This window comes from Roseovarius salis (assembly GCF_044472985.1).
In the GTDB taxonomy this organism is placed as follows: domain Bacteria; phylum Pseudomonadota; class Alphaproteobacteria; order Rhodobacterales; family Rhodobacteraceae; genus Roseovarius; species Roseovarius salis.
The window spans coordinates 1-22841 of sequence record NZ_JBISDG010000016.1 but is presented as its reverse complement, the minus strand read 5'-3'; the positions used below and the strand labels follow the sequence as shown (position 1 = coordinate 22841).

General features: G+C 66.9%; 20 protein-coding genes and 2 riboswitches. Of the genes, 11 read left to right on the top strand and 9 right to left on the bottom strand.

All coding sequences use genetic code 11. The annotated features are described in order from the left end of the window. Positions 1-2 precede the first annotated feature (2 nt). Genes ACH13J_RS08360 through ACH13J_RS08350 form a run of 3 tightly spaced genes read left to right on the top strand, consistent with a single transcriptional unit; the run spans position 3 to position 2897 of the window. Complete coding sequence (locus ACH13J_RS08360; protein ID WP_397542874.1) at positions 3-1091, top strand: SPFH domain-containing protein; 1089 nt, start codon at positions 3-5, stop codon at positions 1089-1091. Between the two features lie 13 nt (positions 1092-1104). After that, positions 1105-2226, top strand: a complete 1122-nt coding sequence (locus ACH13J_RS08355) for a TFIIB-type zinc finger domain-containing protein (RefSeq protein WP_397542873.1) — start codon at positions 1105-1107, stop codon at positions 2224-2226. Further along, a complete protein-coding gene (locus ACH13J_RS08350; RefSeq protein ID WP_397542872.1) occupies positions 2223-2897 on the top strand; it encodes a nitroreductase family protein in 675 nt (224 codons plus the stop codon). The genes ACH13J_RS08355 and ACH13J_RS08350 overlap by 4 nt, the downstream gene beginning before the upstream one ends. Before the next feature lie 3 nt (positions 2898-2900). Here the strand turns inward: ACH13J_RS08350 and ACH13J_RS08345 are convergent, their stop codons facing one another. Continuing rightward, positions 2901-3317: an Hsp20 family protein gene (locus ACH13J_RS08345; protein ID WP_397542871.1), complete on the bottom strand. Its 417-nt coding sequence runs from the start codon at positions 3315-3317 to the stop codon at positions 2901-2903. A 156-nt stretch (positions 3318-3473) separates the two neighbouring features. Beyond that, complete coding sequence (locus tag ACH13J_RS08340) at positions 3474-4493, bottom strand: extracellular solute-binding protein (RefSeq protein WP_397542870.1); 1020 nt, start codon at positions 4491-4493, stop codon at positions 3474-3476. A gap of 227 nt (positions 4494-4720) precedes the next feature. Between ACH13J_RS08340 and ACH13J_RS08335 the strand changes: the two genes are divergently transcribed. Continuing rightward, the gene (locus ACH13J_RS08335) at positions 4721-6628 is read left to right on the top strand and encodes an acyl-CoA synthetase (protein ID WP_397542869.1); all 1908 of its coding nucleotides are present in this window, start codon (positions 4721-4723) and stop codon (positions 6626-6628) included. 24 nt (positions 6629-6652) lie between these two features. Here ACH13J_RS08335 and ACH13J_RS08330 read toward each other — a convergent pair whose 3' ends face one another. Beyond that, the gene (locus ACH13J_RS08330; protein ID WP_397542868.1) at positions 6653-8245 is read right to left on the bottom strand and encodes a 2-isopropylmalate synthase; all 1593 of its coding nucleotides are present in this window, start codon (positions 8243-8245) and stop codon (positions 6653-6655) included. 274 nt (positions 8246-8519) lie between these two features. Here ACH13J_RS08330 and ACH13J_RS08325 point away from each other — a divergent pair, with 274 nt between their 5' ends. Continuing rightward, on the top strand, positions 8520-9185 hold the full coding sequence (locus ACH13J_RS08325) for an SDR family NAD(P)-dependent oxidoreductase (RefSeq protein WP_397542867.1): 666 nt from the start codon (positions 8520-8522) through the stop codon (positions 9183-9185). Beyond that, positions 9179-10705 (top strand): cryptochrome/photolyase family protein, encoded by a 1527-nt coding sequence (locus tag ACH13J_RS08320; RefSeq protein ID WP_397542866.1) that lies wholly within the window; start codon positions 9179-9181, stop codon positions 10703-10705. The genes ACH13J_RS08325 and ACH13J_RS08320 overlap by 7 nt, the downstream gene beginning before the upstream one ends. A 9-nt stretch (positions 10706-10714) precedes the next feature. Here ACH13J_RS08320 and ACH13J_RS08315 read toward each other — a convergent pair whose 3' ends face one another. Then, positions 10715-12178, bottom strand: a complete 1464-nt coding sequence (locus ACH13J_RS08315; RefSeq protein ID WP_397542865.1) for an MORN repeat-containing protein — start codon at positions 12176-12178, stop codon at positions 10715-10717. Between the two features lie 154 nt (positions 12179-12332). Between ACH13J_RS08315 and ACH13J_RS08310 the strand changes: the two genes are divergently transcribed. Further along, on the top strand, positions 12333-13991 hold the full coding sequence (locus tag ACH13J_RS08310; protein WP_397542864.1) for an NAD+ synthase: 1659 nt from the start codon (positions 12333-12335) through the stop codon (positions 13989-13991). 6 nt (positions 13992-13997) lie between these two features. On the opposite strand, the gene ACH13J_RS08305 is transcribed toward ACH13J_RS08310, so the two are convergent. The 4 genes from ACH13J_RS08305 to ACH13J_RS08290 form a co-directional block, all read right to left on the bottom strand. Then, a complete protein-coding gene (locus ACH13J_RS08305) occupies positions 13998-14405 on the bottom strand; it encodes a DCC1-like thiol-disulfide oxidoreductase family protein (RefSeq protein WP_397542863.1) in 408 nt (135 codons plus the stop codon). Between the two features lie 53 nt (positions 14406-14458). Then, a complete protein-coding gene (gene ipdC, locus ACH13J_RS08300; RefSeq protein WP_397542862.1) occupies positions 14459-16096 on the bottom strand; it encodes an indolepyruvate/phenylpyruvate decarboxylase in 1638 nt (545 codons plus the stop codon). Positions 16097-16242: 146 nt separating this feature from the next. Then, entirely contained in the window at positions 16243-16638 is a 396-nt protein-coding gene (locus ACH13J_RS08295) for a metallopeptidase family protein (RefSeq protein WP_397542861.1), read from the bottom strand. Positions 16639-16699: 61 nt separating this feature from the next. Next, positions 16700-17614 (bottom strand): MBL fold metallo-hydrolase, encoded by a 915-nt coding sequence (locus ACH13J_RS08290; protein WP_397542860.1) that lies wholly within the window; start codon positions 17612-17614, stop codon positions 16700-16702. A gap of 156 nt (positions 17615-17770) precedes the next feature. Here ACH13J_RS08290 and ACH13J_RS08285 point away from each other — a divergent pair, with 156 nt between their 5' ends. Both ACH13J_RS08285 and gltX read left to right on the top strand, forming a co-directional pair. Further along, positions 17771-19105, top strand: a complete 1335-nt coding sequence (locus tag ACH13J_RS08285) for an MFS transporter (protein ID WP_397542859.1) — start codon at positions 17771-17773, stop codon at positions 19103-19105. A gap of 166 nt (positions 19106-19271) precedes the next feature. Continuing rightward, a complete protein-coding gene (gltX, locus tag ACH13J_RS08280; RefSeq protein ID WP_397542858.1) occupies positions 19272-20597 on the top strand; it encodes a glutamate--tRNA ligase in 1326 nt (441 codons plus the stop codon). 18 nt (positions 20598-20615) lie between these two features. Here the strand turns inward: gltX and ACH13J_RS08275 are convergent, their stop codons facing one another. Next, the gene (locus tag ACH13J_RS08275) at positions 20616-21218 is read right to left on the bottom strand and encodes a gamma-glutamylcyclotransferase (protein ID WP_397542857.1); all 603 of its coding nucleotides are present in this window, start codon (positions 21216-21218) and stop codon (positions 20616-20618) included. Between the two features lie 76 nt (positions 21219-21294). Here ACH13J_RS08275 and ACH13J_RS08270 point away from each other — a divergent pair, with 76 nt between their 5' ends. Both ACH13J_RS08270 and gcvT read left to right on the top strand, forming a co-directional pair. Continuing rightward, entirely contained in the window at positions 21295-21747 is a 453-nt protein-coding gene (locus ACH13J_RS08270) for an Rrf2 family transcriptional regulator (protein WP_397542856.1), read from the top strand. A 32-nt stretch (positions 21748-21779) separates the two neighbouring features. Beyond that, a riboswitch (glycine riboswitch) is annotated at positions 21780-21866 on the top strand. Further along, positions 21867-21948: riboswitch (glycine riboswitch) on the top strand. Between the two features lie 83 nt (positions 21949-22031). Then, a partial coding sequence (gcvT, locus tag ACH13J_RS08265; protein WP_397542855.1) for a glycine cleavage system aminomethyltransferase GcvT occupies positions 22032-22841 on the top strand: 810 nt, incomplete at its 3' end.

The following is a 22841-nucleotide window of genomic DNA, read 5'->3' as shown; positions in this document are numbered from 1 at the left end:
CCATGGGCATTTTCGATTTCCTCTCCGGCGAGTTCATCGACGTCATCCACTGGACGGACGACACCCGCGACACGATGGTCTGGCGGTTCGAACGCGAGGGCCACGAGATAAAGTACGGCGCCAAGCTGACCGTGCGCGAGGGGCAGGCGGCTGTCTTCGTCCACGAAGGGCAGATCGCGGACGTCTTCACCCCCGGTCTCTACATGCTGGAGACCAACAACATGCCCGTCATGACCACGCTTCAGCACTGGGATCACGGGTTCCGCTCGCCGTTCAAGTCGGAGATCTATTTCGTCAACACGACACGGTTCAACAACCTGAAATGGGGCACGAAGAACCCGGTGATGCTCCGCGACCCGGAGTTCGGCCCCACGCGCATCCGCGCCTACGGCACATACTCGGTTCGGGTGACCGACCCGGCGACGTTCCTGAGCGAGATCGTCGGCACGGATGGCGAATTCACGATGGACGAGATCAGCTACCAGATCCGCAACGTCATCGTGCAGTCCTTCTCGCGCATCATCGCGGGCAGCGGTATCCCCGTTCTGGACATGGCCGCGAATACCGGCGAGCTTGGCAAGCTGGTGGCGGAATACGGCCTGACCATCCCCGAATTCTACATCGAGAACATCTCGCTGCCGCCGGCGGTAGAGCAGGCGCTGGACAAGCGCACCTCGATGGGGCTGGCCGGCGATCTGGGCAAGTTCGCCCAGTACTCGGCAGCCGAGGCGATGACGGCCGCCTCGGCCAACCCGTCGGGCGGCTCGGGTATGGGCGCGGGGCTGGGGATGGGCATGGGCATGGCCATGGCACAGCAGATGGCCAGCCGCCAGGCCGCGGCGCAGGCGCCCGGGGCCGCTGCCGCGGCGCCACCCCCGCCGCCGGTGGAACATGTCTGGCACATCGCCGAGAACGGGCAGACGCACGGGCCTTACTCCAAGGCGGCCATGGGGCGCATGGCCGCCGAGGGCAAGATAACCCGCGACACCTATGTCTGGACGGCGGGGCAGGATGGCTGGATGCGCGCGGAAGACGTGCAGGAGCTGGCACAGCTTTTCACGGTGATGCCCCCGCCGCCACCCGGCGCGTGACGGGTAAACGCGCATGAGCCCGGAAAATGCGCCGGCTGGCCCCCAGGCGCACCGTTTCCCGTGCGACCAGTGCGGTGCCGATTACCGCTTCGACCCCGGCAAGGGCCAGCTTGTCTGCGCGCATTGCGGGCATGTGAGCGAGATCGCGCAGGTCGGCCCGTGGGCCGGGACGATCCGCGAGCTGGATCTCGAAACCGCGCTCGCGGGGGGGATCGACAGGCAGGAAATCGAGGAGACTCGGGTGCTGGAATGTCCCAATTGCGGGGCGCAGGTCGCGTTCGACGACACCATTCATGCGCGGGAATGCCCTTTCTGCGCCACGCCCGTCGTGACCGGCACCGGCACGCACAGGCATATCAAGCCCAAGGGGCTATTGCCCTTCGCGCTGGATGAAGGCGCCGCGCATGACGCGATGACAGGCTGGCTCGGCCGGCTCTGGTTCGCCCCGCGCGGGCTGCAGGACTATGCCCGCAAGGGGCGGCGCATGCAGGGCATATACGTGCCCTACTGGACCTTCGATGCCGACACCGAGTCGCGCTATCGCGGCGCGAGGGGCACGGTCTATCACGAAACGCGCACGGTGATGCGCAACGGCAAGCGCCGGCAGGTGCGGGTGCAGAAGGTGCGCTGGCAACCCGTCTCGGGCCGGGTTGCGCGGTTTTTCGACGATGTGCTGGTGCTGGCCTCGCGCACTTTGCCCAAGCGCCACACCGATGGCCTGGCACCGTGGGATCTGGCGGCGCTGGAGCCTTACCGCCCCGAGTTCCTCGCCGGGTTCGGGGCCGAGGGATACCAGGTCGAGCTTGATGAAGGCTTTGCCGAGGCGCGCGCGCAGATGGACCGGGTGATCGCCCGCGACGTACGGTTCGACATCGGCGGGGACCGCCAGCGCATCCACGATATCGAAACGACCGTCCGCGACGTGACCTTCAAGCACATCTTGCTGCCCGTCTGGGTGGCGGCATACAGGTACAGGGGCGAAAGTTATCGCTTCGTGGTCAACGGGCGCACGGGCCGCGTCCAGGGCGAGCGGCCGTGGTGCGTCTGGAAGATCGCGTTGGCGGTGGCCCTCGGGCTGCTCGTCGCCGGCGGGGCCGGTTACTTCATCGCCATCAACGAGGGAGCCATTCCATGAGCCGGGACGTCACGACGCTGACCCGCCTTCTCGAAACGCGCTACAGCTGCCGGGCTTTTCGCCCCGAGCAGTTGCGCCGCGAGACGATCGAGAAGATCGTTGCCGCGGCGGGCCGGGCGCCGTCATGGTGCAACGCCCAGCCATGGCAGGTGACGGTGACCACCGGCCAGGAAACCGACCGGTTCCGTGCCGCGTTGCTGGAGGCGGCCGAAACCTGTGCCCCCGCCCCGGACATGCCATGGCCCGAGGCGTATCCCGGCGTTCATGGCGAGCGGCGACGCGCCTGTGGCTATCAGCTCTACGAGGCGGTGGGAATCGCGCGCGAGGACCGCGCAGCGCGGGCGGCGCAATCGATGGAGAATTTTCGCCTGTTCGGTGCACCACACGTGGCTGTGTTGCATGCCGAGGCGGAGCTCGGCCCCTACGGCGCGCTTGATTGCGGCGGCTTCGTGATGGCCTTCATGCTGGCCGCGACCGCGCACGACGTGGCCACGATCGCACAGGCCTCTGTCGCCAGCTACCCGGACATGATCCGCCGCCATTTCGGCCTGCCGGAAAACCGGCGGATCCTGTGCGCCATCTCGTTTGGTCACGAGGACCCCGATCACCCCGCCAACGGCTTTCGTACAAGCCGGGCGGGGCTTTCGGAGGTTCTCGACCTGCGCGGCTAGCCGTCAGCCCTTGTTGATCTTGACCTTGGTCGATTCCGGCGATTTCGGCGTGATCTTCGGTACGGTGAGCGTCAGCACGCCGTCCTTGAGGTCGGCCGAAACCTTGTCACCGTCTGCATCCGCCGGCAGACGGAACGTGCGGCTGAAGGTGCCGTACTGGCGTTCGGCAAAGAACCAGGTGTCGCCCTTTTCCTCGCGTTCGGCGCTCTTTTCGCCTTTTACCGAGACAACGCCGTCATGTATCGATATGTCGATGTCCTTTTCCGAGACGCCGGGCAGTTCCATCGTGATGGAATAGGCGTCCTCGCTGCCCCTTGCGTCGGAGGCGGGTGCGAGCCATTCGGCCATGCGTGTGCCGAGGTGGCGCAGGGGTTCGTAGACGCTGGGCCAAAGACCTGAGCTGTGGGATTTTTCAACCATTTCGATACTCCCTTTTTGACGGATGTGCCGACTATCGCGGGCAGAGGTGGGTATTACCTTGATGCGGGTCAATATCGCGGCGCCGCCAGCATGTGCGTGAAAAAACCCCGCCGGCGGTGGCCGGCGGGGTGCGTGATCCGGGCGGACACGAACGCGTCAGTCCCAGCCGACCTCGTTGAAGATGGTCTGCGCCGCCTTGGCGTTCCGGCTGAACGCGGCGGTCGGGGTCGTGTCGTCTGCGTTGAACGCGCCCAGCCGGGCGGTGCTGTCATCGCCGGGCGCATCGGGAACGGCGGGATACTCGTTGTTCTGCGAGGCGAAATGGGATTGCGCGAAATCGCCTGTCAGGAACTCGAGGAACGTCACGGCGTTCTCGGCATTCGGGGCGGCCCTGGTCATCGAGGCGGTAGCAAGGTTCACATGCGCGCCGCGCCCGTCCTGGTTGGGCCAGACCCAGCCGATATTGTCGATCCCGTCGGTGAGGCCGGACACGTCCCGGTCATATCCGCGCAGGAAATAGTAATGGTTGGAAACCGCCACGTCGCATTCGCCAGAGACCAGCCCGCGCAGCTGGTCGGTGTCTCCTCCCTGCGGTGCGCGCGCCATGTTCTCGACGATCCCGGCGGCCCAGTCCTTTGCCGCGTCCTCGCCGTGCACCTCGATGATCGAGGCCAGCAGCGACTGGTTGTAGATGTTGGAGGACGAGCGGATACAGATGCTGTCGTCCCACTCCGGCTCGGCCAGGGCCTCGTAGGTTTGCGGCGGGGTGTCCACGCGGTCCTTGGCGTAGAAGATGATGCGCGCGCGCTGTGACACGCCGAACCAGAGGTTTTCGGGATGCTGGAAGTGCTCGGGTATGCGCGTCTCGATCACCTCCGAATCGAATGGCTGGAGAACGCCCGCCTCCTCGGCGCGGTCCATGCGGCCCACATCCACGGCGATGAACACGTCCGCGGGGCTGTTGTCGCCCTCGGCCTCCAGCCGCGCGATCAACTCGTCGGCATTGGCCTCGATGCGGTTGACCTCGATCCCGGTTTCCTCGGTGAACTTGTCATAAAGGATATCGTCGGAGTCGTAGTGGCGGCTGGAATAGATGTTGACGCTGTCGGCGAATGCAGGCGCTGCCAGCGCGATGACGGCGGCGCTCAGGGTCAGGCTGCGGCAGGTGTTCGGCATTTCGGCATGGTTCCTTCTTGTTTGTCGAGTAAAATGGTAAGACATTCGTGCAGTTTCCGATAAAAACAGTCAAGAGAAATTCTTGCCGGCCCGGAAATGTCACATGGTCCGCAACGCAGCGTTAAACTTGCGTGCCCGGTCAAAGCCTTCCATGCTCCCCCGGCAGGGGCGAGGAGCTGCCGGCTACGGCACCGGAAGGGCCGGCCGCGAGAAGGGGAGGAAGCGGCATGACATTTGCCACGCGCACGGACGCGCTGGACATCGAGAACGAAATGCCATGGGGCGAGCGTGAGCTTCCGGGTACGCTCTACGAGATGCTCAACGAGGTGGCGGACAGATTTCCCGATCGTCCGGCGATCAGCTACCAGCTTCTGTCCGGTGCCACGGACCCCGCGAAGACGCTGACATGGAAGGAATTCCACGACCAGGTCTGCCGCGCGGCGAACCTGTTCCGTTCTCTCAAGCTGGGTGAGCAGGATGTCGTGGCGCTCGTGCTGCCCAACAGCGTCGAGACGGCCGTTGCAATGGTGGGGGCGATGGTCGCGGGCATCGCCAACCCGATCAACCCGTTGCTGGAGCCCGAGCAGGTCAGCGCGATCCTGCGCGAAACCGACGCCCGGGTCGTGGTCACGCTGAAGGCGTTTCCAAGGACCGACATCGCCCAGAAAACCGCCGAGGCCGTCCGCCACGCCCCGCGTGTGCACACGGTTCTGGAAATCGACCTCAACCGCTATCTTACCCCCCCGAAAAGCTGGATCGTGCCGCTCGTCCGGCCGAGGAACCCCGGCAACCACCATGCCGACGTCAAGGACTTTCACAAGGAACTTGCCCGGCATGACCTGGCGCTGCAATTCGAGGACGCCGCCGGCGACAGGGTGGCGGCCTATTTCCACACCGGCGGCACCACCGGCATGCCCAAGGTGGCCCAGCACCGCTATTCCGGCATGATCTACAACGGCTGGATCGGGCACCGCCTGCTGTTCACCGAGCGCGACAGCATCATGTGTCCGCTGCCGCTGTTTCACGTATTCGCCTGTCACGTGATCCTGATGGCGATGATCAGGTCGGGGGCGCACGTGGTGTTTCCCACGCCGGCGGGCTATCGCGGCGATGGGGTGTTCGACAATTTCTGGAAACTTTGCGAGCGGTGGAGGACGACTTTCGTCATCACGGTGCCCACGGCGGTCTCGGCGCTGATGCAGCGCAGGGTGGATGCCGACATATCCGGCGTCAAGAATGCATTCTCGGGCTCTGCGCCCATGCCGCTGGAGCTTTTCAACCGGTTCGAATCCGCCACCGGCATGGCGGTGATAGAGGGCTACGGGCTGACCGAGGCGACCTGCCTGGTGTCCTGCAACCCGCCGGAGGGCGCAAAGAAGGTCGGCTCGGTCGGGGTTCCGTTCCCCTACACGGATGTCCGGATCTACAACGTCGACGCGCAGGGACAGGCGGTGGAGGCCGCGACGGACGAGGTGGGCGAGATATGCATCTCCAGCCCCGGGGTCTATGCCGGCCATACCTACACGGATCCGTCCAAGAACGCCGAGCTTTTCCACTTCGGTCACTACCTGCGCACCGGGGATCTGGGCCGTGTGGACGGGGACGGGTACCTGTGGATCACAGGCCGCGCCAAGGATCTCATCATCCGCGGCGGCCACAATATCGACCCCGCCGAGATCGAGGAGGCGCTCATGGCCCATCCTCAGGTGGCCATGGCCGGTGCCATCGGCCAGCCTGACGCCCATGCCGGCGAGATCCCCTGTGCCTATGTCGAACTGGTCGAGGGCGGAATCGTGACGGGGGCGGAACTGCTGGAACACTGCCGGACCCACGTGCACGAACGCGCCGCGATGCCAAAGCATGTCGAGGTTCTGGCGGAACTGCCCAAGACGGCCGTTGGCAAGGTATTCAAGCCCGGCCTGCGCAAGCTGGCCATCGCCCGCGTCTATGACGCCGAGCTGGAAAAGGAAGGGATCGCGGCACGGGTCGCGCAGGTGGTCGAATCCAAGAAGCGCGGGCTCGTGGCGCAGATCGAGGCGACCGGCGAGGTGGACAGGGACCAGATCGCCCACGTTCTGGGCCGCTTCACCCGGCCCTGGGAATGGGCCGGGCAGGAAAGCGACGCGGCGGGTTGAACCCGCCGCGTCGCCGGGGACCTGTCAGGACACGTCCTTGTAGCTGATTTCCTTGCGATCCTCGCCGGTCTTGCCGCGGCGCACCAGCAACCTGTTGAGCGCGTTAACATAGGCCTTGGCCGATGCGACCACCGTGTCGGTATCCGCCGACTGGCCGGTGGCGATGTTGCCCTCTTCCTCCAGCCGGACGGAGACGGTGGCCTGCGCGTCCGTGCCCTCGGTCACCGCGTGAACCTGGTAGAGCGAGAGATGCGCGTCGTTGGGGTGCAGCGCGCGCACCGCCTTGAAGGTGGCATCAACGGGGCCGTCGCCCGTTTGTATCGCGGTCCTCTCCTGGCCATCGATGGTCATCACCAGCTCCGCCTCGGCCGGTCCGCCGGTGCCGCAGACAACGCGCAGCGATTTGACCACCAGCCGATCGCTTGCGGACTCTTCCCCGGCGGTGACGAGCGCGATCAGGTCCTCGTCATAGACCTCCTTCTTGCGGTCGGCGAGTTCCTTGAAGCGGTAGAACACGTCGTCGAGCTGGTTGGCCCCCAGTTCGAAGCCGAGATCCCTGAGCTTGGCGCGCACCGCGGCACGGCCCGAATGCTTGCCAAGAACGATGTTGGTCTCTGTCAGGCCGATGTCCTCGGGGCGCATGATCTCGAAGGTCTCGGCGTTCTTGAGCATCCCGTCCTGGTGAATGCCGGATTCGTGCGCGAAGGCGTTTTTCCCCACGATCGCCTTGTTGTACTGCACGTTGAAGCCCGACACCGTGGCGACCCGGCGGCTGATATGCATGATCTTGCGGCTGTCGACGCGCGTTTCGTACGGCATGATGTCGCCGCGGACCTTCAGCGCCATCACCACTTCTTCCAGCGCGGTGTTGCCGGCGCGTTCGCCCAGCCCGTTGATCGTGCACTCGATCTGGCGCGCCCCGCCCGCCACGGCGGCCAGCGCGTTGGCCGTGGCCATGCCGAGATCGTTGTGACAATGCGTGGCAAACACGATCTCGTCAGCGCCGGGCACCTCGGCGATCAGGCGGCGGATGAGCTCGGCCGATTCGACCGGCGCGGTGTACCCCACGGTATCGGGGATGTTGATGGTGTTGGCGCCAGCCTTGATGGCGATCTCGACCACCCGGCGCAGGTAATCCCATTCGGTGCGCGTGGCGTCCATCGGCGACCATTGCACGTTGTCGCAGAGGTTGCGGGCATGGGTCACCGTCTCGTGGATGCGCTCGGCCATCTCGTCCTGCGTGAGGTCCGGGATGGCCCGGTGAAGCGGCGAGGTGCCGATGAATGTATGGATGCGCGGGCTGCGGGCGTGTTTCACGGCCTCCCAGCAGCGGTCGATATCCTTGGTGTTGGCGCGGGCCAGTCCGCAGATGGTGGCGTCGCGCGACCGCTCGGCAATTTCCTTCACCGCCCGGAAATCGCCCTCGGAGGCGATGGGGAATCCGGCCTCGATGATGTCCACCCCCATCTCGTCCAGAAGCCCGGCAATCTCAAGCTTCTCGTCATGGGTCATGGTCGCGCCGGGGGATTGCTCGCCGTCGCGCAGGGTGGTGTCGAAAATCACCACGCGGTCCTTGTCCGCCTGCGGCGAAACGCGGTGTTCGGTCGTGTCGGTCATGTCGTGTCTCGCTGTATTGTCCTAAGCCTGTCGGCGCGAAGAAAGCTGATCCTCTGAGCGGTCGCGCCGGGTCACGGCACGCTCAGAGGCGGCTTAGGAGCAGCAGGGCGCGAAGGCAACCCGCGGGGTGATGTCCGCAATGCGTGGGTATGTGCCGTCGCCGTGTCATGGGCGTGACTATATGCATGCGAATCGCCCTTGCAAACCCCGGAAATCGCGCGGCGCCCCGGTGCGGCGTCTTGATCTGCGCGCGCGTGCCGCTAGCTCGCCCAACATGGACAAGGCATTGATCATCGGCGCCTCGGGCGGGATCGGCGCGGCCGTTTCGGAGGCGCTGGTCGCGCGGGGCGTGGCTGTCACCGGGCTGTCGCGCCGGGATGACGGGATCGACGTGACCGACGAGTCCTCGGTCGAGGAGGTGCTCGGGCGCGTGACCGGCCCGTTCGATCTGGTCTTCGTTGCCACGGGGGCGTTGGAATTGAACGGGCAGGGGCCCGAGAAGTCGCTGAAACACTTGTCCGCGGAAACCATGCTGGCGCAGTTCCGCCTCAACTGCGTGGGGCCGTCGCTGGTGCTCAAGCACGCCCGTGGCCTGCTGCCGCGCGACCGGCGTTGCGTGTTCGCCGCGCTGTCGGCGCGGGTCGGCTCGATCGGCGACAACGGGTTCGGGGGCTGGTACAGTTACCGCACCTCCAAGGCCGCGCTGAACCAGATGATCCGTACCGGCGCCATCGAGCTGGCCCGGACCCACAGGCAGGCGGTCTGCGTCGCGCTCCATCCCGGGACCGTGGAAACGCCGTTGACCGAGAAATACGCGCGGGGCCATCCCACCGTGACGCCACAGGAGGCCGCGCAGAACCTGCTGGCCGTCATCGACGACCTCACGCCGTCGGAGACGGGGCTGTTCTTCGACTGGCGGGGCGAGCGCGTGCCATGGTGAGGCTGGTGCCGGTGCTGGGCGACCAGCTGAGCCATGAGCTGTCCGCGTTGCGCGCCGCCGACAAGGTGCGCGACGTGGTGGTGATGGCCGAGGTCGTCGACGAAACCACCTATGTGCCGCATCATCCCAAGAAGATCGCGCTCGTGCTCTCGGCGATGCGTCACTTCGCCGAGGAGCTTCGGGCGGACGGCTGGACAGTGGCCTATACCCGGCTGGACGAGCCGGGGGCGACGCGCTCCATCGTGGGCGAGTTGATGCGCCGGGGGCAGGTGCACGGCACCAGCGAGGTTCTGGCCACCACGCCGGGCGAATGGCGGCTGGTCGAGGCGCTGGACGATGCCCCGCTGTCGGTCACGCAACTGCCCGATGACCGTTTCGTGGCCTCGCTGGAAGAGTTCGACGCATGGGCCGAGGGGCGCAAGGAATTGCGGATGGAGTATTTCTACCGCGAGATGCGCCGCAAGACCGGCCTGCTCATGGACGGGGACAAACCCGCCGGGGGCAAGTGGAATTTCGACCACGATAACCGTAAGCCCGCGGCCGACGACATGCTGCGTGCAAAGCCCATGCAGTTCACGCCGGACGCGGTGACGGAGGAAGTGCTGGAGCTGGTCGAGGCGCGTTTCGGCAACAATTTCGGGACTCTGCGGCCGTTTCATTGCGCGGTGACGCGGGAACAGGCGTTACAGGCGCTGGACCATTTCGCGCGCTACCTGTTGCCCGATTTCGGACCCTACCAGGACGCGATGCTGGCTGGGGACAAGTTCCTGCACCATTCGCTGCTATCCGCGTATCTGAATATCGGCCTGCTGAATCCTGTGGAAATCTGCACCCGTGTCGAGGCGGAATTGAAAGCCGGCCATGTCCCTCTCAACTCGGCCGAGGGATTCATCCGGCAGGTCATCGGCTGGCGCGAATACATGCGCGGCATCTATTTCCGCGAGGGGCCGGGATATACCGGGTGCAACGCCCTGGGCCACGGCCGTGCGCTGCCGCCGCTTTACTGGGGGGCGGAAACCGGCATGGCCTGTCTGTCCCATGCCGTGGCGCAGACGCGGGACGAGGCCTATGCCCATCACATCCAGCGGCTCATGGTCACGGGCAACTTCGCGCTGCTGGCCGGGATCGACCCGGTTCAGGTGCACGAATGGTACCTGGCCGTCTACTTTGACGCTTTCGAATGGGTCGAGGCGCCCAACGTCATCGGCATGAGCCAGTTCGCCGATGGCGGCATCATCGCGTCCAAGCCCTATGTGAGCTCGGGCAACTACATCGACCGGATGTCGGATTACTGCGCCGGCTGTGCCTATTCCGTGAAGAAAAAGACGGGGCAGGGTGCCTGCCCCTTCAACCTTCTTTACTGGCACTTCCTCGTGCGTCATCGCGCGCGGTTCGAGACGAACCCGCGCATGGCGCAGATGTACCGCACATGGGACCGGATGGACACGGCCAAGCGCGACACGGTGCTGAAGGAGGCCGACCAGTTCCTGTCGCGGCTGGACGCGGGCGAGCCCGTCTGAGCCTGACCGTTACTGCTGTTCGGTCTGCTCTTCCGCCTGCTCGTCCCCGGCGGAGGTCGTGGCGGCCTCGGCCAGCGCGCCGTCCTTCCATTCGCCGCTGGCCTCCTCGCCGCTGGCATAACGCATCGTGCCCTGGCCCTGCCGCTTGCCGCGCAGGAACATGCCCTCGTAGACATCGCCATTCGCGTAGGTCGCCACGCCGTAGCCGGAAATCTCGCCGTTCTTCCATTCGCCCTCGTAGACGAAGCGTTCGTTCTCCTCGGTGTCGGGGTCGTCGGGGATCACGATCCGCCCCTTTCCGTGGCGCTGGCCGTCCTTGAACGCCCCCTCGTAGACCGTGCCGTCGGGGTAGACGGCCTTGCCCTGGCCGTGGCGCTGGCCCTCGCGCCACTCGCCCTCGTAGCGGTAGCCGTCATCGTAGGTCATCACGCCGTAGCCGTGATTGCGTGCGTCCTTGAACTCGCCCTCGTAGACCAGACCGTTGGGGTAGGTCGCCGTGCCTTCGCCCTCGATCACGCCGCCAACCCACTCGCCCTCGTAGGTTGAGCCATCGGGATACGTGATCCTGCCCTCGCCGTTGGCGAGATCGTCGCGGAACTCGCCGACATAGACCGAGCCGTCGGGATAGGTGACCTTGCCCTCGCCCGAGATCTTGCCGGCCACCCAGCTTCCTTCGTAGCGGTAGCCGTCGGTGCCGGTGAACGTGCCCTGGCCGTGGCGGCGGTCATCCTCGAACTCGCCCTCGTAGACATCGCCGTTATTATAGGTGACGCGGCCCTCGCCCTCGCGGCGCCCGCGCACGAGATCGCCCTCGTAGACATCTCCGTTGGGCTGCACGAGACGGCCCTCGCCGTCGATCTGGCCATCCTTCCAGGTGCCCGAGTAGATCAGCCCATCGGGCATCTTGAGCGTTCCCTCGCCCTCGCGCGCGCCCTTGACGACCTCACCCTCGTACACTGCGCCGTCTGGATAGGTGATCTTGGCCTGCCCGTCCTTGACGCCGTTCACCCATTCGCCGTCATAGACGTAGCCGCCCGGGCTTTCCATGCGGCCGCGGCCGTGATGCATGGCGTTGAGGAATTCACCCTCGTAGCGCACACCGTTGGCATAGACCGCCACGCCCCGGCCGGTGATCTTGCCGTCGACCCACTCACCCTCGTAGGTGCCGCCATCGGCGAACACGATCTTGCCCACGCCGTGCGGCTTGCCCTTGGCGAACTCGCCCTCGTAGACCGACCCGTTGGGAAACCAGGCCTTGCCTTGTCCCTTGATCTCGCCCTCGACCCACTCTCCCTCGTAGCGGTACCCGTTGGGCAGCGTGTAGGTTCCGGTGCCGTGCTGGAGCCCGTCCTTGAACGTGCCCTCGTAGATGCCGCCATCCTCGTATTGCTTGGTCTGGATCGTCCCGTCCTGCGCCAGTGCCGCGGTGCCGGAGAACGCGAAAACGAGTAGTGCGGTCAGCCTTTTGCTCATGTCTGCCCTGATACCCCGCCTGTCATGCCTCAAGGTGGGGCAAGCCTAGTGGACGGTGCAATGGCTGACAACGGGTTTTGCGCAATCCGGGTTTCCCTCCGCCGCGCGTCTGCTAAATCTCCGCGGGACAGCCCCGAAGCGAAAGGCACGCGACATGCCCGACAGGTTCCGCCTGACACTGGCCCAGCTCAACCCGACCATGGGCGATCTGGACGGCAATGCCGAAAAGGCGCGCGACGCGTGGGAGCAGGGGCGCGCGGCGGGCGCCAACATGGTGGCGCTGCCGGAGATGTTCATCACGGGCTACAACACTCAGGACCTGGTGATGAAACCCGCCTTTCACCAGGCCGCCATCGCCGCGGTCGAGGCATTGGCGCGGGACTGCGCCGACGGCCCGGCGCTGGCCATCGGCGGCCCCGCGCTGGAGGGGGCGGCCCTGCACAACGCCTATTACATCCTGCAGGGCGGGCAGATCACGGCACGGGTGTTCAAGCACCACCTTCCCAACGAGACCGTCTTTGACGAACTGCGCATCTACACGCCCGGGCCGGTCAATGGCCCCTACGTGGTGGACGGGGTGCGGATCGGCAGCCCCGTCTGCGAGGATAGCTGGTACGACGACGTGGCCGAAACCCTGGCCGAGACGGGGGCCGAATTCCTGCTGGTTCCGAACGGCTCGCCCTATTACCGGGGCAAGCTGGACACGCGACAGAACCTCATGGTCGCGCGCGTGGTCGAGACCGGCCTGCCGCTTGTCTATCTCAACCTCGTGGGGGCGCAGGACGACCAGGTGTTCGACGGCGGCACCTTCGTGCTGAATCCGGGCGGCGCGCTGGCGCTGCAGATGCCGCTGATGGAAGAGGCGGTTACCCATCTCGATCTCGAGCGCACGCAGGACGGCTGGCACGCGGCGCCGGGTGCGCTTGCGCGTGTGCCCGACCTTCTGGAGCAGGATTATCACGCCATGGTGCTGGCCTTGCGCGACTACATGGCGAAAACCGGTTTTGCCAAGGTCGTGCTGGGGCTCTCGGGTGGCATCGACAGCGCCGCGGTGGCCGCGGTGGCGGTGGATGCCCTCGGCGCGGAGAATGTCCGCTGCGTGATGCTGCCCTCGGAATATACCTCGCAGGCATCGCTCGACGATGCCAAGGCCGTGGCGGAAAACCTGGGCTGCCGGTACGAGTTCCTGCCGATTTCCGAAGGGCGCGCGGCGATCACCTCCACGCTTGCCCCGCTGTTCGAGGGGCTGGAGCCGGACATCACCGAGGAAAACATCCAGTCGCGCCTGCGCGGGCTGCTGCTGATGGCGCTTTCCAACAAGTTCGGCGAAATGTTGCTGACCACCGGCAACAAGTCCGAGGTCGCGGTGGGCTATGCCACGATCTACGGCGACATGGCGGGTGGCTACAACCCGCTCAAGGACATGTACAAGACCCGCGTTTTCGAAACCTGCCGCTGGCGCAACGCCCATCACCGCCCGTGGATGCAGGGACCGGCAGCCGAGGTGATCCCCCGGAACGTCATCGAGAAGCCGCCGACGGCGGAGTTGCGCGAGGATCAGAAGGACAGTGATTCGCTGCCCGATTACGGGGTGCTCGACGGTATCCTGGAAATCCTCATCGACAGGGACGGGTCGGTGGCGGATTGCGTCGCGGCCGGGTTCGACCGCGCGGAGGCGGCAAAGGTCGAACACCTCATCTACATCTCCGAGTACAAGCGTTTCCAGTCCGCGCCGGGTACGCGGTTGTCCAAGCGCGCCTTCTGGCTCGACCGGCGCTACCCGATCGTCAACCGCTGGCGCGAGGGCACCTGACCTGCCTCAGCGGCGGCGGCGCGCGAGGCGCCCCGCGAGTCGCGACAGATAGGGCCTGACCGGAAGGAACAGGCGATAGACCCCCTCCAGCGCCGCGGTCACGCCAGGCAGCGCCGCGACACGGCCCGCGATGCGCCAGCGCGGAAGGGTGCGCCAGATCTCCGCGAACGCGGCCGCGCCGGAAAGCAGCGTGCCGTCGGACCGCCGCACGTGGAACCGCCGCATCGCCGCATGGCGCGTCAGGTCCGCTCCGGGCTCGGCACCCGGCTCTGACACATCCACGAACGCCAGCCGCCCGGCGTCATCCTGATCCGCATAGTGCGCGATCTCCATCGCGCAAAGCGGGCAGCTTCCGTCGTGATAGACCGTCAGGCGGCCGGCGGCGTCGGGGCGGTCGTGCCGTTGCTGTTTCATACCCGGGATACGCCGGTGCGCCGCGGCCGGATCACACGCGGGGGCAGGTCCGGCTATTCCTCCTTGAGCGCCGACATCTCGCGCACCGCGCCGACGAAGCGGCTCAGCGTTCGCGATGTCTCGCCCCGCGGCAGCATGACCTCGATCAGCTGGAAACGGCTGTCGTCGGCATGGGCGTCGGCCATGGCCTGTTTGAGTTCCGCGCAGCTGCGCACCCGCACGCCGCGCCCGCCAAGGTGCGGCGCGATCTCGGCATAGTGCCAGTCGTCGAGATCGTGGTAGGCCGGTCCGGGCTGGAACACCCGCAGCATCTCCCAGCTGAGGTTGTTGAACACGATCACGATCGGCGCCCAGCCGTATTTGCGGCAGTTCCCCAGTTCCCACCCCGTCATCTGGAAGGCGCCGTCGCCCACAAGGATGACGGGCCGCCGGTCCATGGTGGCGGCGATGGCCATGCCGCCGGGCACGCCGATGCCCATCGAGGCATAGTATCCCGGCGCGACGAACTCGGTGTCCATGATCTCGAGCCCCGTGAACAGGCAGTCGCCGATATCGGTGGCGATGGGCAGCCGGCCATGGGCGTCGAAGAGGTCGTTCACGGCCATCGCGACATGCGAGGGCGCCAGCGGCGTGTCGTCATCCGGCAGGCCGCGCGGGTAAGCGGGTTCGTCGTTGGCCCGCGCCGCCCGTCCCACCGGCCCGGCCAGTTCCGTGAGCGCGTCGATCAGCGCCTCCAGCGTCACCCCGGGATAGGTGTGGTGGCGAAACGCAACCTGCCGGTCGAAGGCGTGGATGGCGTTGCGCAGGTCGATGTTGCGCCCCGAGACGCCGAAATTCGTGTCACTGAGGATAACGCCAAGCATCAGCAGGCAATCGGCCCCCTCGACGCACCGCGCCGCCGTCTCGCTGCCCGCCGAGCCCAGGTAGGCGCCCCTCAGCGGCACGTCCTGCCGCGCCAGCAGGCCGCGGCCCATGAAACTGGTGGCCACCGGCAGCCCCAGCCGGCGGCAGAGCTCCGCCACCTTGTCCTCCAGCCCGTAGCGTCGCACCTCGACACCCACCAGCACGGCCGGGTCGCAGGCCGCGCGCAGCCGGCCGAGGATCTCGCGTGCGCAGGCGCGGGCCGCCTCGCGGTCCGGCTTTCCAGGTGCCCGGGGCGGTACCCGGGCGCAGGTCGCGCCGACAAGGTCGCGCGGGATCTCGATGTAGACGGGCCGCGCGTAATCCTGCGCCGCGTCCAGAACGCGGGCGATCTGCTGGTGCGCGGTATCGGGATCGTCCAGAACCGCCTGTGCGCAGGTCAGCTCCTTGTAGATCTCCAGCTGCGAATCCAGCGTCTTGACCTGGTGGTGCAGATGCAGCCCCAGCTTGCCCTCCCCTGTGCCCGGCGCGCCCGAGATCACCACCAGCGGCGACTTCTCGGCATAGGCCTGCGCCACGGCGTTGACCATGTTGAGCGCCCCCGCGCCATAGGTGATGACCGCCACGCCGGGCGCGCTGGTAATCCGCGCCGCGGCGTCCGCGGCGTATCCAACGCCCGGCTCGTGGCTCAGGGTGTGCCAGGGCAGGATGCCGCTCTGCTCGATCACGCGGAAAAAGGGCAGGACGAAATCGCCCGGGATGCCGAAAACCCGGTCGGCCCCACGTTCCTTCAGGGCGTGCAGCAGGGCCGTGGCAAGCGTTTCCGACATGGCGGGCCTCCTCGGTCTGGCGTGTGCCCGGATTGTAACGCGCGGTGCCCGCGTCCCGAAAGCCCCGTCTTCATCTTGCGCGAAATACTCTCGGGGGGTGAATGCCGCGCCAGCGGCAGAGGGGGCGGAACGCCCCCTTGGGCGGCTCATTCCCACCAGCGGTCGATCGTCGCTATGTCCCCGTCCGACCAGCCGAAATGATGCGCGAACTCGTGGATCGTGACATGTGCGACCAGCTCCTGCAGCGTCACGTCGCCGCGTGCCCGCCATTCCGCGAGGATCGGCTCGCGGAACAGCCAGACGGTATCGGGTCCGTGGGGTTGATCCCCGACGGATTTCTCGGTCATGGGGATGCCGTCATACATCCCGGTAAGCTCCAGCGGGTCCGTGATGCCCAGCTCGCGCAGCATCCGCGCGTCGGGCCTGTCCACCACGCGCAACGCCACGGCGCGCGCCGCCTGCTGGAACGGGCGTGGCAGTGAATCGACCGCGTCGCGCGCCATCGACTCGATATCCGGGAGGTCGGGGTCGGTTCGGCTCATGCGCCAGATATGCGCGACGGGCGGCCGAATGAAAAGACCGCCCGCGATGGCGTGGCCGTGATCAGAGCATCAGCTGGTAGCTCGTCGGTACGTAGGCATAGCCCTCCCCCGCCTTCTCGACGAAGCCTGTTCCGGGCCACGGCATGTGATACCCCACGAAGGGCATGTCCTCGGCCGCCAGCATGTCCAGCAGGCGCCTGCGCGTGGCGGCCGCGGCGGCCTTGTCCATGTCGAACTTGACCTCCCAGTCAGGATGCGCCAGCGACCAGACGTAATGATTGGCGAAGTCTGCGGCGATCAGCAGCCGCTCGCCCTCGCTCTCGATCATGTGCACCATGTGGCCCGGCGTGTGGCCGAAGGCCGCCATCGCGGTATGCCCCGCAAAGCCGTTCGCGCCGTCCTCCATCATGGTCATCCGGTCGGCAAGCGGGCGCACCTTGGCCTCGAACCCCTCGTTGCCCATCTTGGCCCATGCGTCGAACTCGACCCGGCCGGTCGCGTAGGCGGCATTGGGGAACGTGTCGCGTCCATCCGCCCGCAGCCCGCCGATATGGTCGGGATGCATGTGGGTGATCACCACGAGGTCCACCTGCTCGGGCGTGTAACCCGCCGCCGCGAGGGCGGCGGTGATGCCATCGGGGTTGAGCCCGGTGTCGAACAGCACCAGCTGCTGGCCGGTGTTCACCACCGTCGGGGTAAAGAAGAACTGCGCCGCGTCGGTGGGCAGATGTGCGCCCGCCGACACGCGGGCGAATTCCTCGGTGGACACGTTCAGGCCGAAGATGGAATGGGGGTCGGGTCGCGTCATGGTGGCCGCAAGCAGCGTCGTGACGTCGAACGCACCCAGCTTGAAACGGCGGTAGGCGGGGGTGTCCGCACCCATCAGAGGCGCGGTGGCGCGCACGGCCCCCGGCGTGATGATTGGCAGCGCGGCGGCCGCGGCCAGAAAGCCGCGTCTTGTTAAGTCTTGCGTCATGTCGATCCTCCTGCAGTCGCCCTGAAGTCTAGGGCATGCGCCCGCACATGGCCAAGCGGTCACGTCAATGTGATCGCGCCCCGTGCCGTTGCGGCGGACCGCGCCGCGCGTGGCCGCCGGCTGGACGTGATGCGCCCCGGGTCTTATGCAGATCGCATGGTTTCGCTGTTTGCCAACCGCACCTATGCCGCTTTGTTTTCGGCACAGGTTATCGCGCTGCTCGGCACGGGATTGCTGACCGTGGCGCTGGGTCTGCTGGCGTATGACCTCGCCGGGCAGCGGGCAGGGCTGGTTCTGGGGACCGCCTTCACGATCAAGATGGTGTGCTATGTGGGCCTTTCGCCGGTGGCGCAGGCGATCGCTCAGCGCCTGCCGCGCAAGCCCGTTCTGGTCGCGGCCGACCTGTTGCGCGTCGGGGTGGCACTGTGCCTGCCATTCGTCAGCGAGGTCTGGCAGGTCTATCTGCTGGTCTTCGTGCTCCAGTCCGCCTCGGCGACCTTCACCCCGGCCTACCAGGCGACCCTGCCGGACCTGTTGCCGGACGAGCGCGACTATACCCGCGCGCTGTCGCTGTCGCGGCTGGCCTACGACCTTGAGAACCTGACCAGCCCGGCGCTCGCGGCGCTGATGCTGACGGTCACCACCTACAGCGCACTGTTCGCGGGCACCGCCCTGGGGTTTGCCGGGTCGGCGGTTCTGATCGGGCTGGCCGCCGTGCCGCCGCTCGACCCGGCCCCGGCCGCGCGCCCGTTCCGCGAGCGGCTGACCCGCGGGGCGCGGATATATCTTGCCACGCCGCGTCTGCGCGGCTTGCTGGCGCTCAATCTGGCGGCGGCATCCGCCGGGGCGTTCGTTCTCGTCAACACGGTGGTTCTGGTGCGCGGGCAGATGGGCGGCACGGAGGCGGACCTCGCCCTTGCCATGGCGGCCTTCGGGGCGGGGTCGATGACGGCGGCCCTGTTGTTGCCGCGGTTGCTGGAAAACGTGGCCGACCGGCGGGTGATGTTGGCGGGGGCCACGGGCGCCGCGCTGAGCTGCGTGGCGCTGGCGGCGTGGATCGCGGCCGCCGGCCTGCCGTCCTGGGCCGGTTTCCTCGGCACTTGGGCCTTGATCGGGCTTTTCTACGCCTCGGTGCTGACGCCGTCGGGGCGGCTGTTGCGGCGCTCCGCGCACCCCGAGGACCGCCCGGCAGTCTTCGCGGCCCAGTTCGCGCTCAGCCATGCCTGCTGGCTGGTGACCTACCCGCTGGCCGGCTGGGCGGGCGAGGCGCTTGGCATGCCCGCCGCGCTTGGCGTGCTCGGGGCGTTGGCGTTGGCGGGCGCGGCCGCGGGGCGCGCTGTCTGGCCCGGGGGGCAGCCGCGCGAGATCGCGCATCACCATCCCGACCTGCCGCCCGACCACCCGCATCTGCGTGAACACGGTGGCGCCGGCCGTCACAGCCATGCCGTCGTGATCGACGACCTGCACCCGGCGTGGCCGGACCGGTCCTGACACCACATACGCCGCCTCCCGGATTTTTCGCGAAAAATCCGGGGGGAAAATTCCTTGAATTTTCCCGGTCCCGGCCGCCCGCCCTGCCGCCGTGTGGCCGGGCGGCGCGTCTGGACAAACCCGCGCGCCTGTGACATGCGCGCCCCTGTTACCCGGAGCACAGCCAATGACAACAACCCGTTTCGCCCCGTCGCCCACCGGCTACCTGCACGTTGGCAACCTGCGCACCGCGCTGATGAATTTCCTGATCGCGCGCAAGGCCGGCGGGACGTTCATCCTGCGCATCGACGACACCGACCCGGAGCGGTCGCAGGAAACTTACGTCGATGCCATCAAGGAGGATCTGGAGTGGCTGGGCCTGACATGGGACCGGGTCGAGCGGCAGTCGGAGCGGCTTGACCGCTATGCTGCCGCCGCCGACCGACTGCGCGGGATGGGCCGGCTCTACGAGGCGTTCGAGACGCCCACCGAGCTGGACCTGAAGCGCAAGAAACAGCTCAACATGGGGCGCCCGCCCGTCTATGACCGGGCGGCGCTGTCGCTGTCACAGGAGGAGCGGGACACCCTGCGCGCCGAGCGTGGGCCGGGCGTGTGGCGGTTCAAGCTGGAGCACCAGCGCATCGAGTGGGAGGACGGGATCCTGGGGCCCACCTCTATCGACGCGGCGTCCGTCTCCGACCCGGTGCTGATCCGCGGGGACGGCCAGGTGCTCTACACGCTGGCGTCGGTCGTGGACGACACGGAAATGGGGGTGACCCATGTCGTGCGCGGCGCGGACCACGTGACCAACACCGCCACCCAGATCCAGATCATCGAGGCCCTAGGCGGCACCCCGCCGCAATTCGCACATCACTCGCTGCTCACCGGCGCGCAGGGCGAATCGCTGTCGAAAAGGCTGGGCACGCTGGCGCTGCGCGATTTGCGGGCGCAAGGGGTGCACCCCATGGCATTGCTGTCGTTGATGGCGCGGCTTGGCTCCAGCGACCCGGTGGAACTGCGCGGCAGCGTCGAGGAGCTGGTCGAGGGGTTCGACATCTCGCGTTTCGGCGCCGCGCCCACCAAGTTCGACGCCAATGACCTTTTCCCCATGACCGCGCGCGTCCTGCACGCGCAGCCCTTCGAGGCGGTGGCCGACAGGATCGCCGCCCTCGGCGTGCCGGAGGAGCTTGCCCCGCGCTTCTGGGAGGTAACGCGCGAGAACATCACCACGCTCAATGACCTCGACAGCTGGTGGGCCATGTGCCGCGACGGGGCGGAGCCCGTGATCGAGACAGAGGATGCCGACTTCGTGGCGGAAGCGATGGAGCTTTTGCCGGACCCGCCCTTCAACGACGCGACCTGGAGCGAATGGACCGCTGCAGTGAAGGAGCAGACAGGCCGCAAGGGGCGCGCACTGTTCATGCCGTTGCGCAAGGCCCTGACGGGGCAGGGGCACGGCCCTGACATGGGGCGGCTTCTACCGCTGTTGCAAACGGTCCGGGCCAAGGGCTGAGACCGGCCGCCGGACAGCTCAGCCGGACGGGATGATCCGCACGCCGGCATCGCGCAGCATGTCGTCGACATGGCGGCGTTCTTCGCCGGTCAGGACGCGGTGGCGCGGGTACCGCGGCGCGGCCCGGTCATCGAGAACGGGCGCGTCCCAGCCATCCGTCGTCTCGAAGAACCGCTGAACGCCTTCCTCTCCGAACTCGCGCAGGTATCCCTGAACCACCACGTCGAGATAGCTCAGCAGCACGGGGCAGGTCTCGTCCGGGGTGCCGTGCCGGCCATGGGGTATGGCATATACGGCGATCTCGGGCGCGTGGGGCAGCGGGTGGCGCACCTGGTGGTGCGCGGCCACACGGTCGTAGGCGCGCTCGCGCATGTCAAGCGCGGCCCATTCACCGGACGGAACCGGCGCGATCAGCCCATCGATCACGCTCGCGGGATCGGGCACGACGGTCAGGTACGCCACGGGGCGGATCATCGTGTGCCGCCACACGCGCCGCCAACCGGTCAGCTGTGCCCTGCGGGTGTCCGCGAAGGCATGGGTATCCCTGTTCACCAGGCTGCCATACCCGAAGAAATACCTTTCCGCAGTCTGCCGGCCCGGGGCGGTCACGTTCGATGCCATCGCTTGATCTGTGTCATGGTGTCGCCTCTCTTGTGCCGACAATCTCTTCGCACATCAAGCAGGGGCCCCGCGAAACATGCGCATCACCAAACGGACCAACATCGCCTTCCGGATTCTCATGTTCTGCGGTGTCAATGGTGATCGGCTCGTGACGAAGTCCGAGATCGCGGATCGCTGCAAGACGTCCGAGAGCCATCTCGCGCAGGTCATCAACCATCTGGCGCAGCAAGGGTTCCTCTACACGCAGCGGGGCCGCGCGGGAGGGATCGCGCTGGCCCGCCCCAGTGACCAGATCGAGATCGGCGACGTGTTCCGGCGGCTGGAGGCGAACACCGCGCTCGCGGAGTGCTTTGCCGACGTCGACAATACCTGTCCGCTGGTGTCGGGCTGCCGCCTGCGCGTGGCGCTCGCCGACGCGATGGAGGCCTTCTACGCCCACCTCGACGGCCTGACTTTGGCGGACCTGATTTGCGGCAATCAGGCGCTCTTCGACATCATCGCGCCCGCGCGCTGCCCGGAGCGGGCTTGAAACCGGGGTGAAAAGTATACTAGCGTACGCGCCAGAACGGATCGGGAGAACCGGCTGAGGCCGGTGCCGAAGGAGCAACCGCCCCGGAAACTCTCAGGCCCATGGACCGGTCCGGATCGAAACGGAACTCTGGAGAGATCCCGGCGCGTGCCGGGGCGCCGAAGGGATAGCGATCTCAGGCGAAAGGACAGAGGGGGCATCGCAAGGCGCGCATCTGCGTGCCGAAACGGTGCCGGACGCGTTCCCAGGATGTGCCCCGGCCATTGATGATGGAGAGGTCGGGGATGAGCGAACTGCGCAAGACGCCGCTGCATGCGCTGCACGCCGAGCTGGGGGCCAGGATGGTGCCCTTCGCGGGCTACGAGATGCCCGTGCAGTACCAGCTGGGCGTCATGAAGGAGCACCAGCACACCCGCAGCGCCGCGGGCCTGTTCGACGTCAGCCACATGGGGCAGGTGGTCCTGCGGCACGATGACGGCTACGACGCCGTGGCAGGGGCGATGGAGACGCTGGTGCCCGTGAACCTTCTCGGCCTCGGCGAGAACCGCCAGCGATACGGCTTTTTCACCAATGACGAGGGCGGTATTCGCGATGACCTGATGATGGCCCGGCGCGGCGATCACATGTTCGTCGTGGTCAACGCCGCCTGCAAGGCCGCGGATATCGCCCACATGCAAGACAATCTGCCCGGCGTCGAGGTGTCGCAGAGGGACGAGCGCGCGCTGCTCGCCCTGCAGGGGCCATCGGCCGAGGACGTGTTGGCGCCGATTGCCGAAGCGTGCACGGCGATGCGCTTCATGGATGTCGCCGTCATCCCGTCCGAGTTCGGCGAGCTCTGGCTCTCGCGCTCCGGTTATACCGGCGAGGACGGCTTCGAGATCTCGGTCGATGCCACGCGGGCGGAGGCGCTGGCGCGCAGGTTGCTGGACGATGACGCCGTCGTGCCGGTGGGCCTTGGCGCGCGCGACAGCCTGCGGCTGGAGGCCGGGCTTTGCCTTTACGGCAACGACATCGATGCAGGCACGAGCCCCCGACGCCGCCACGCGCGAGGCGGCCTTCGGCGCCGACCTCAAGGCGCGGGAAGAGCCGCAGAT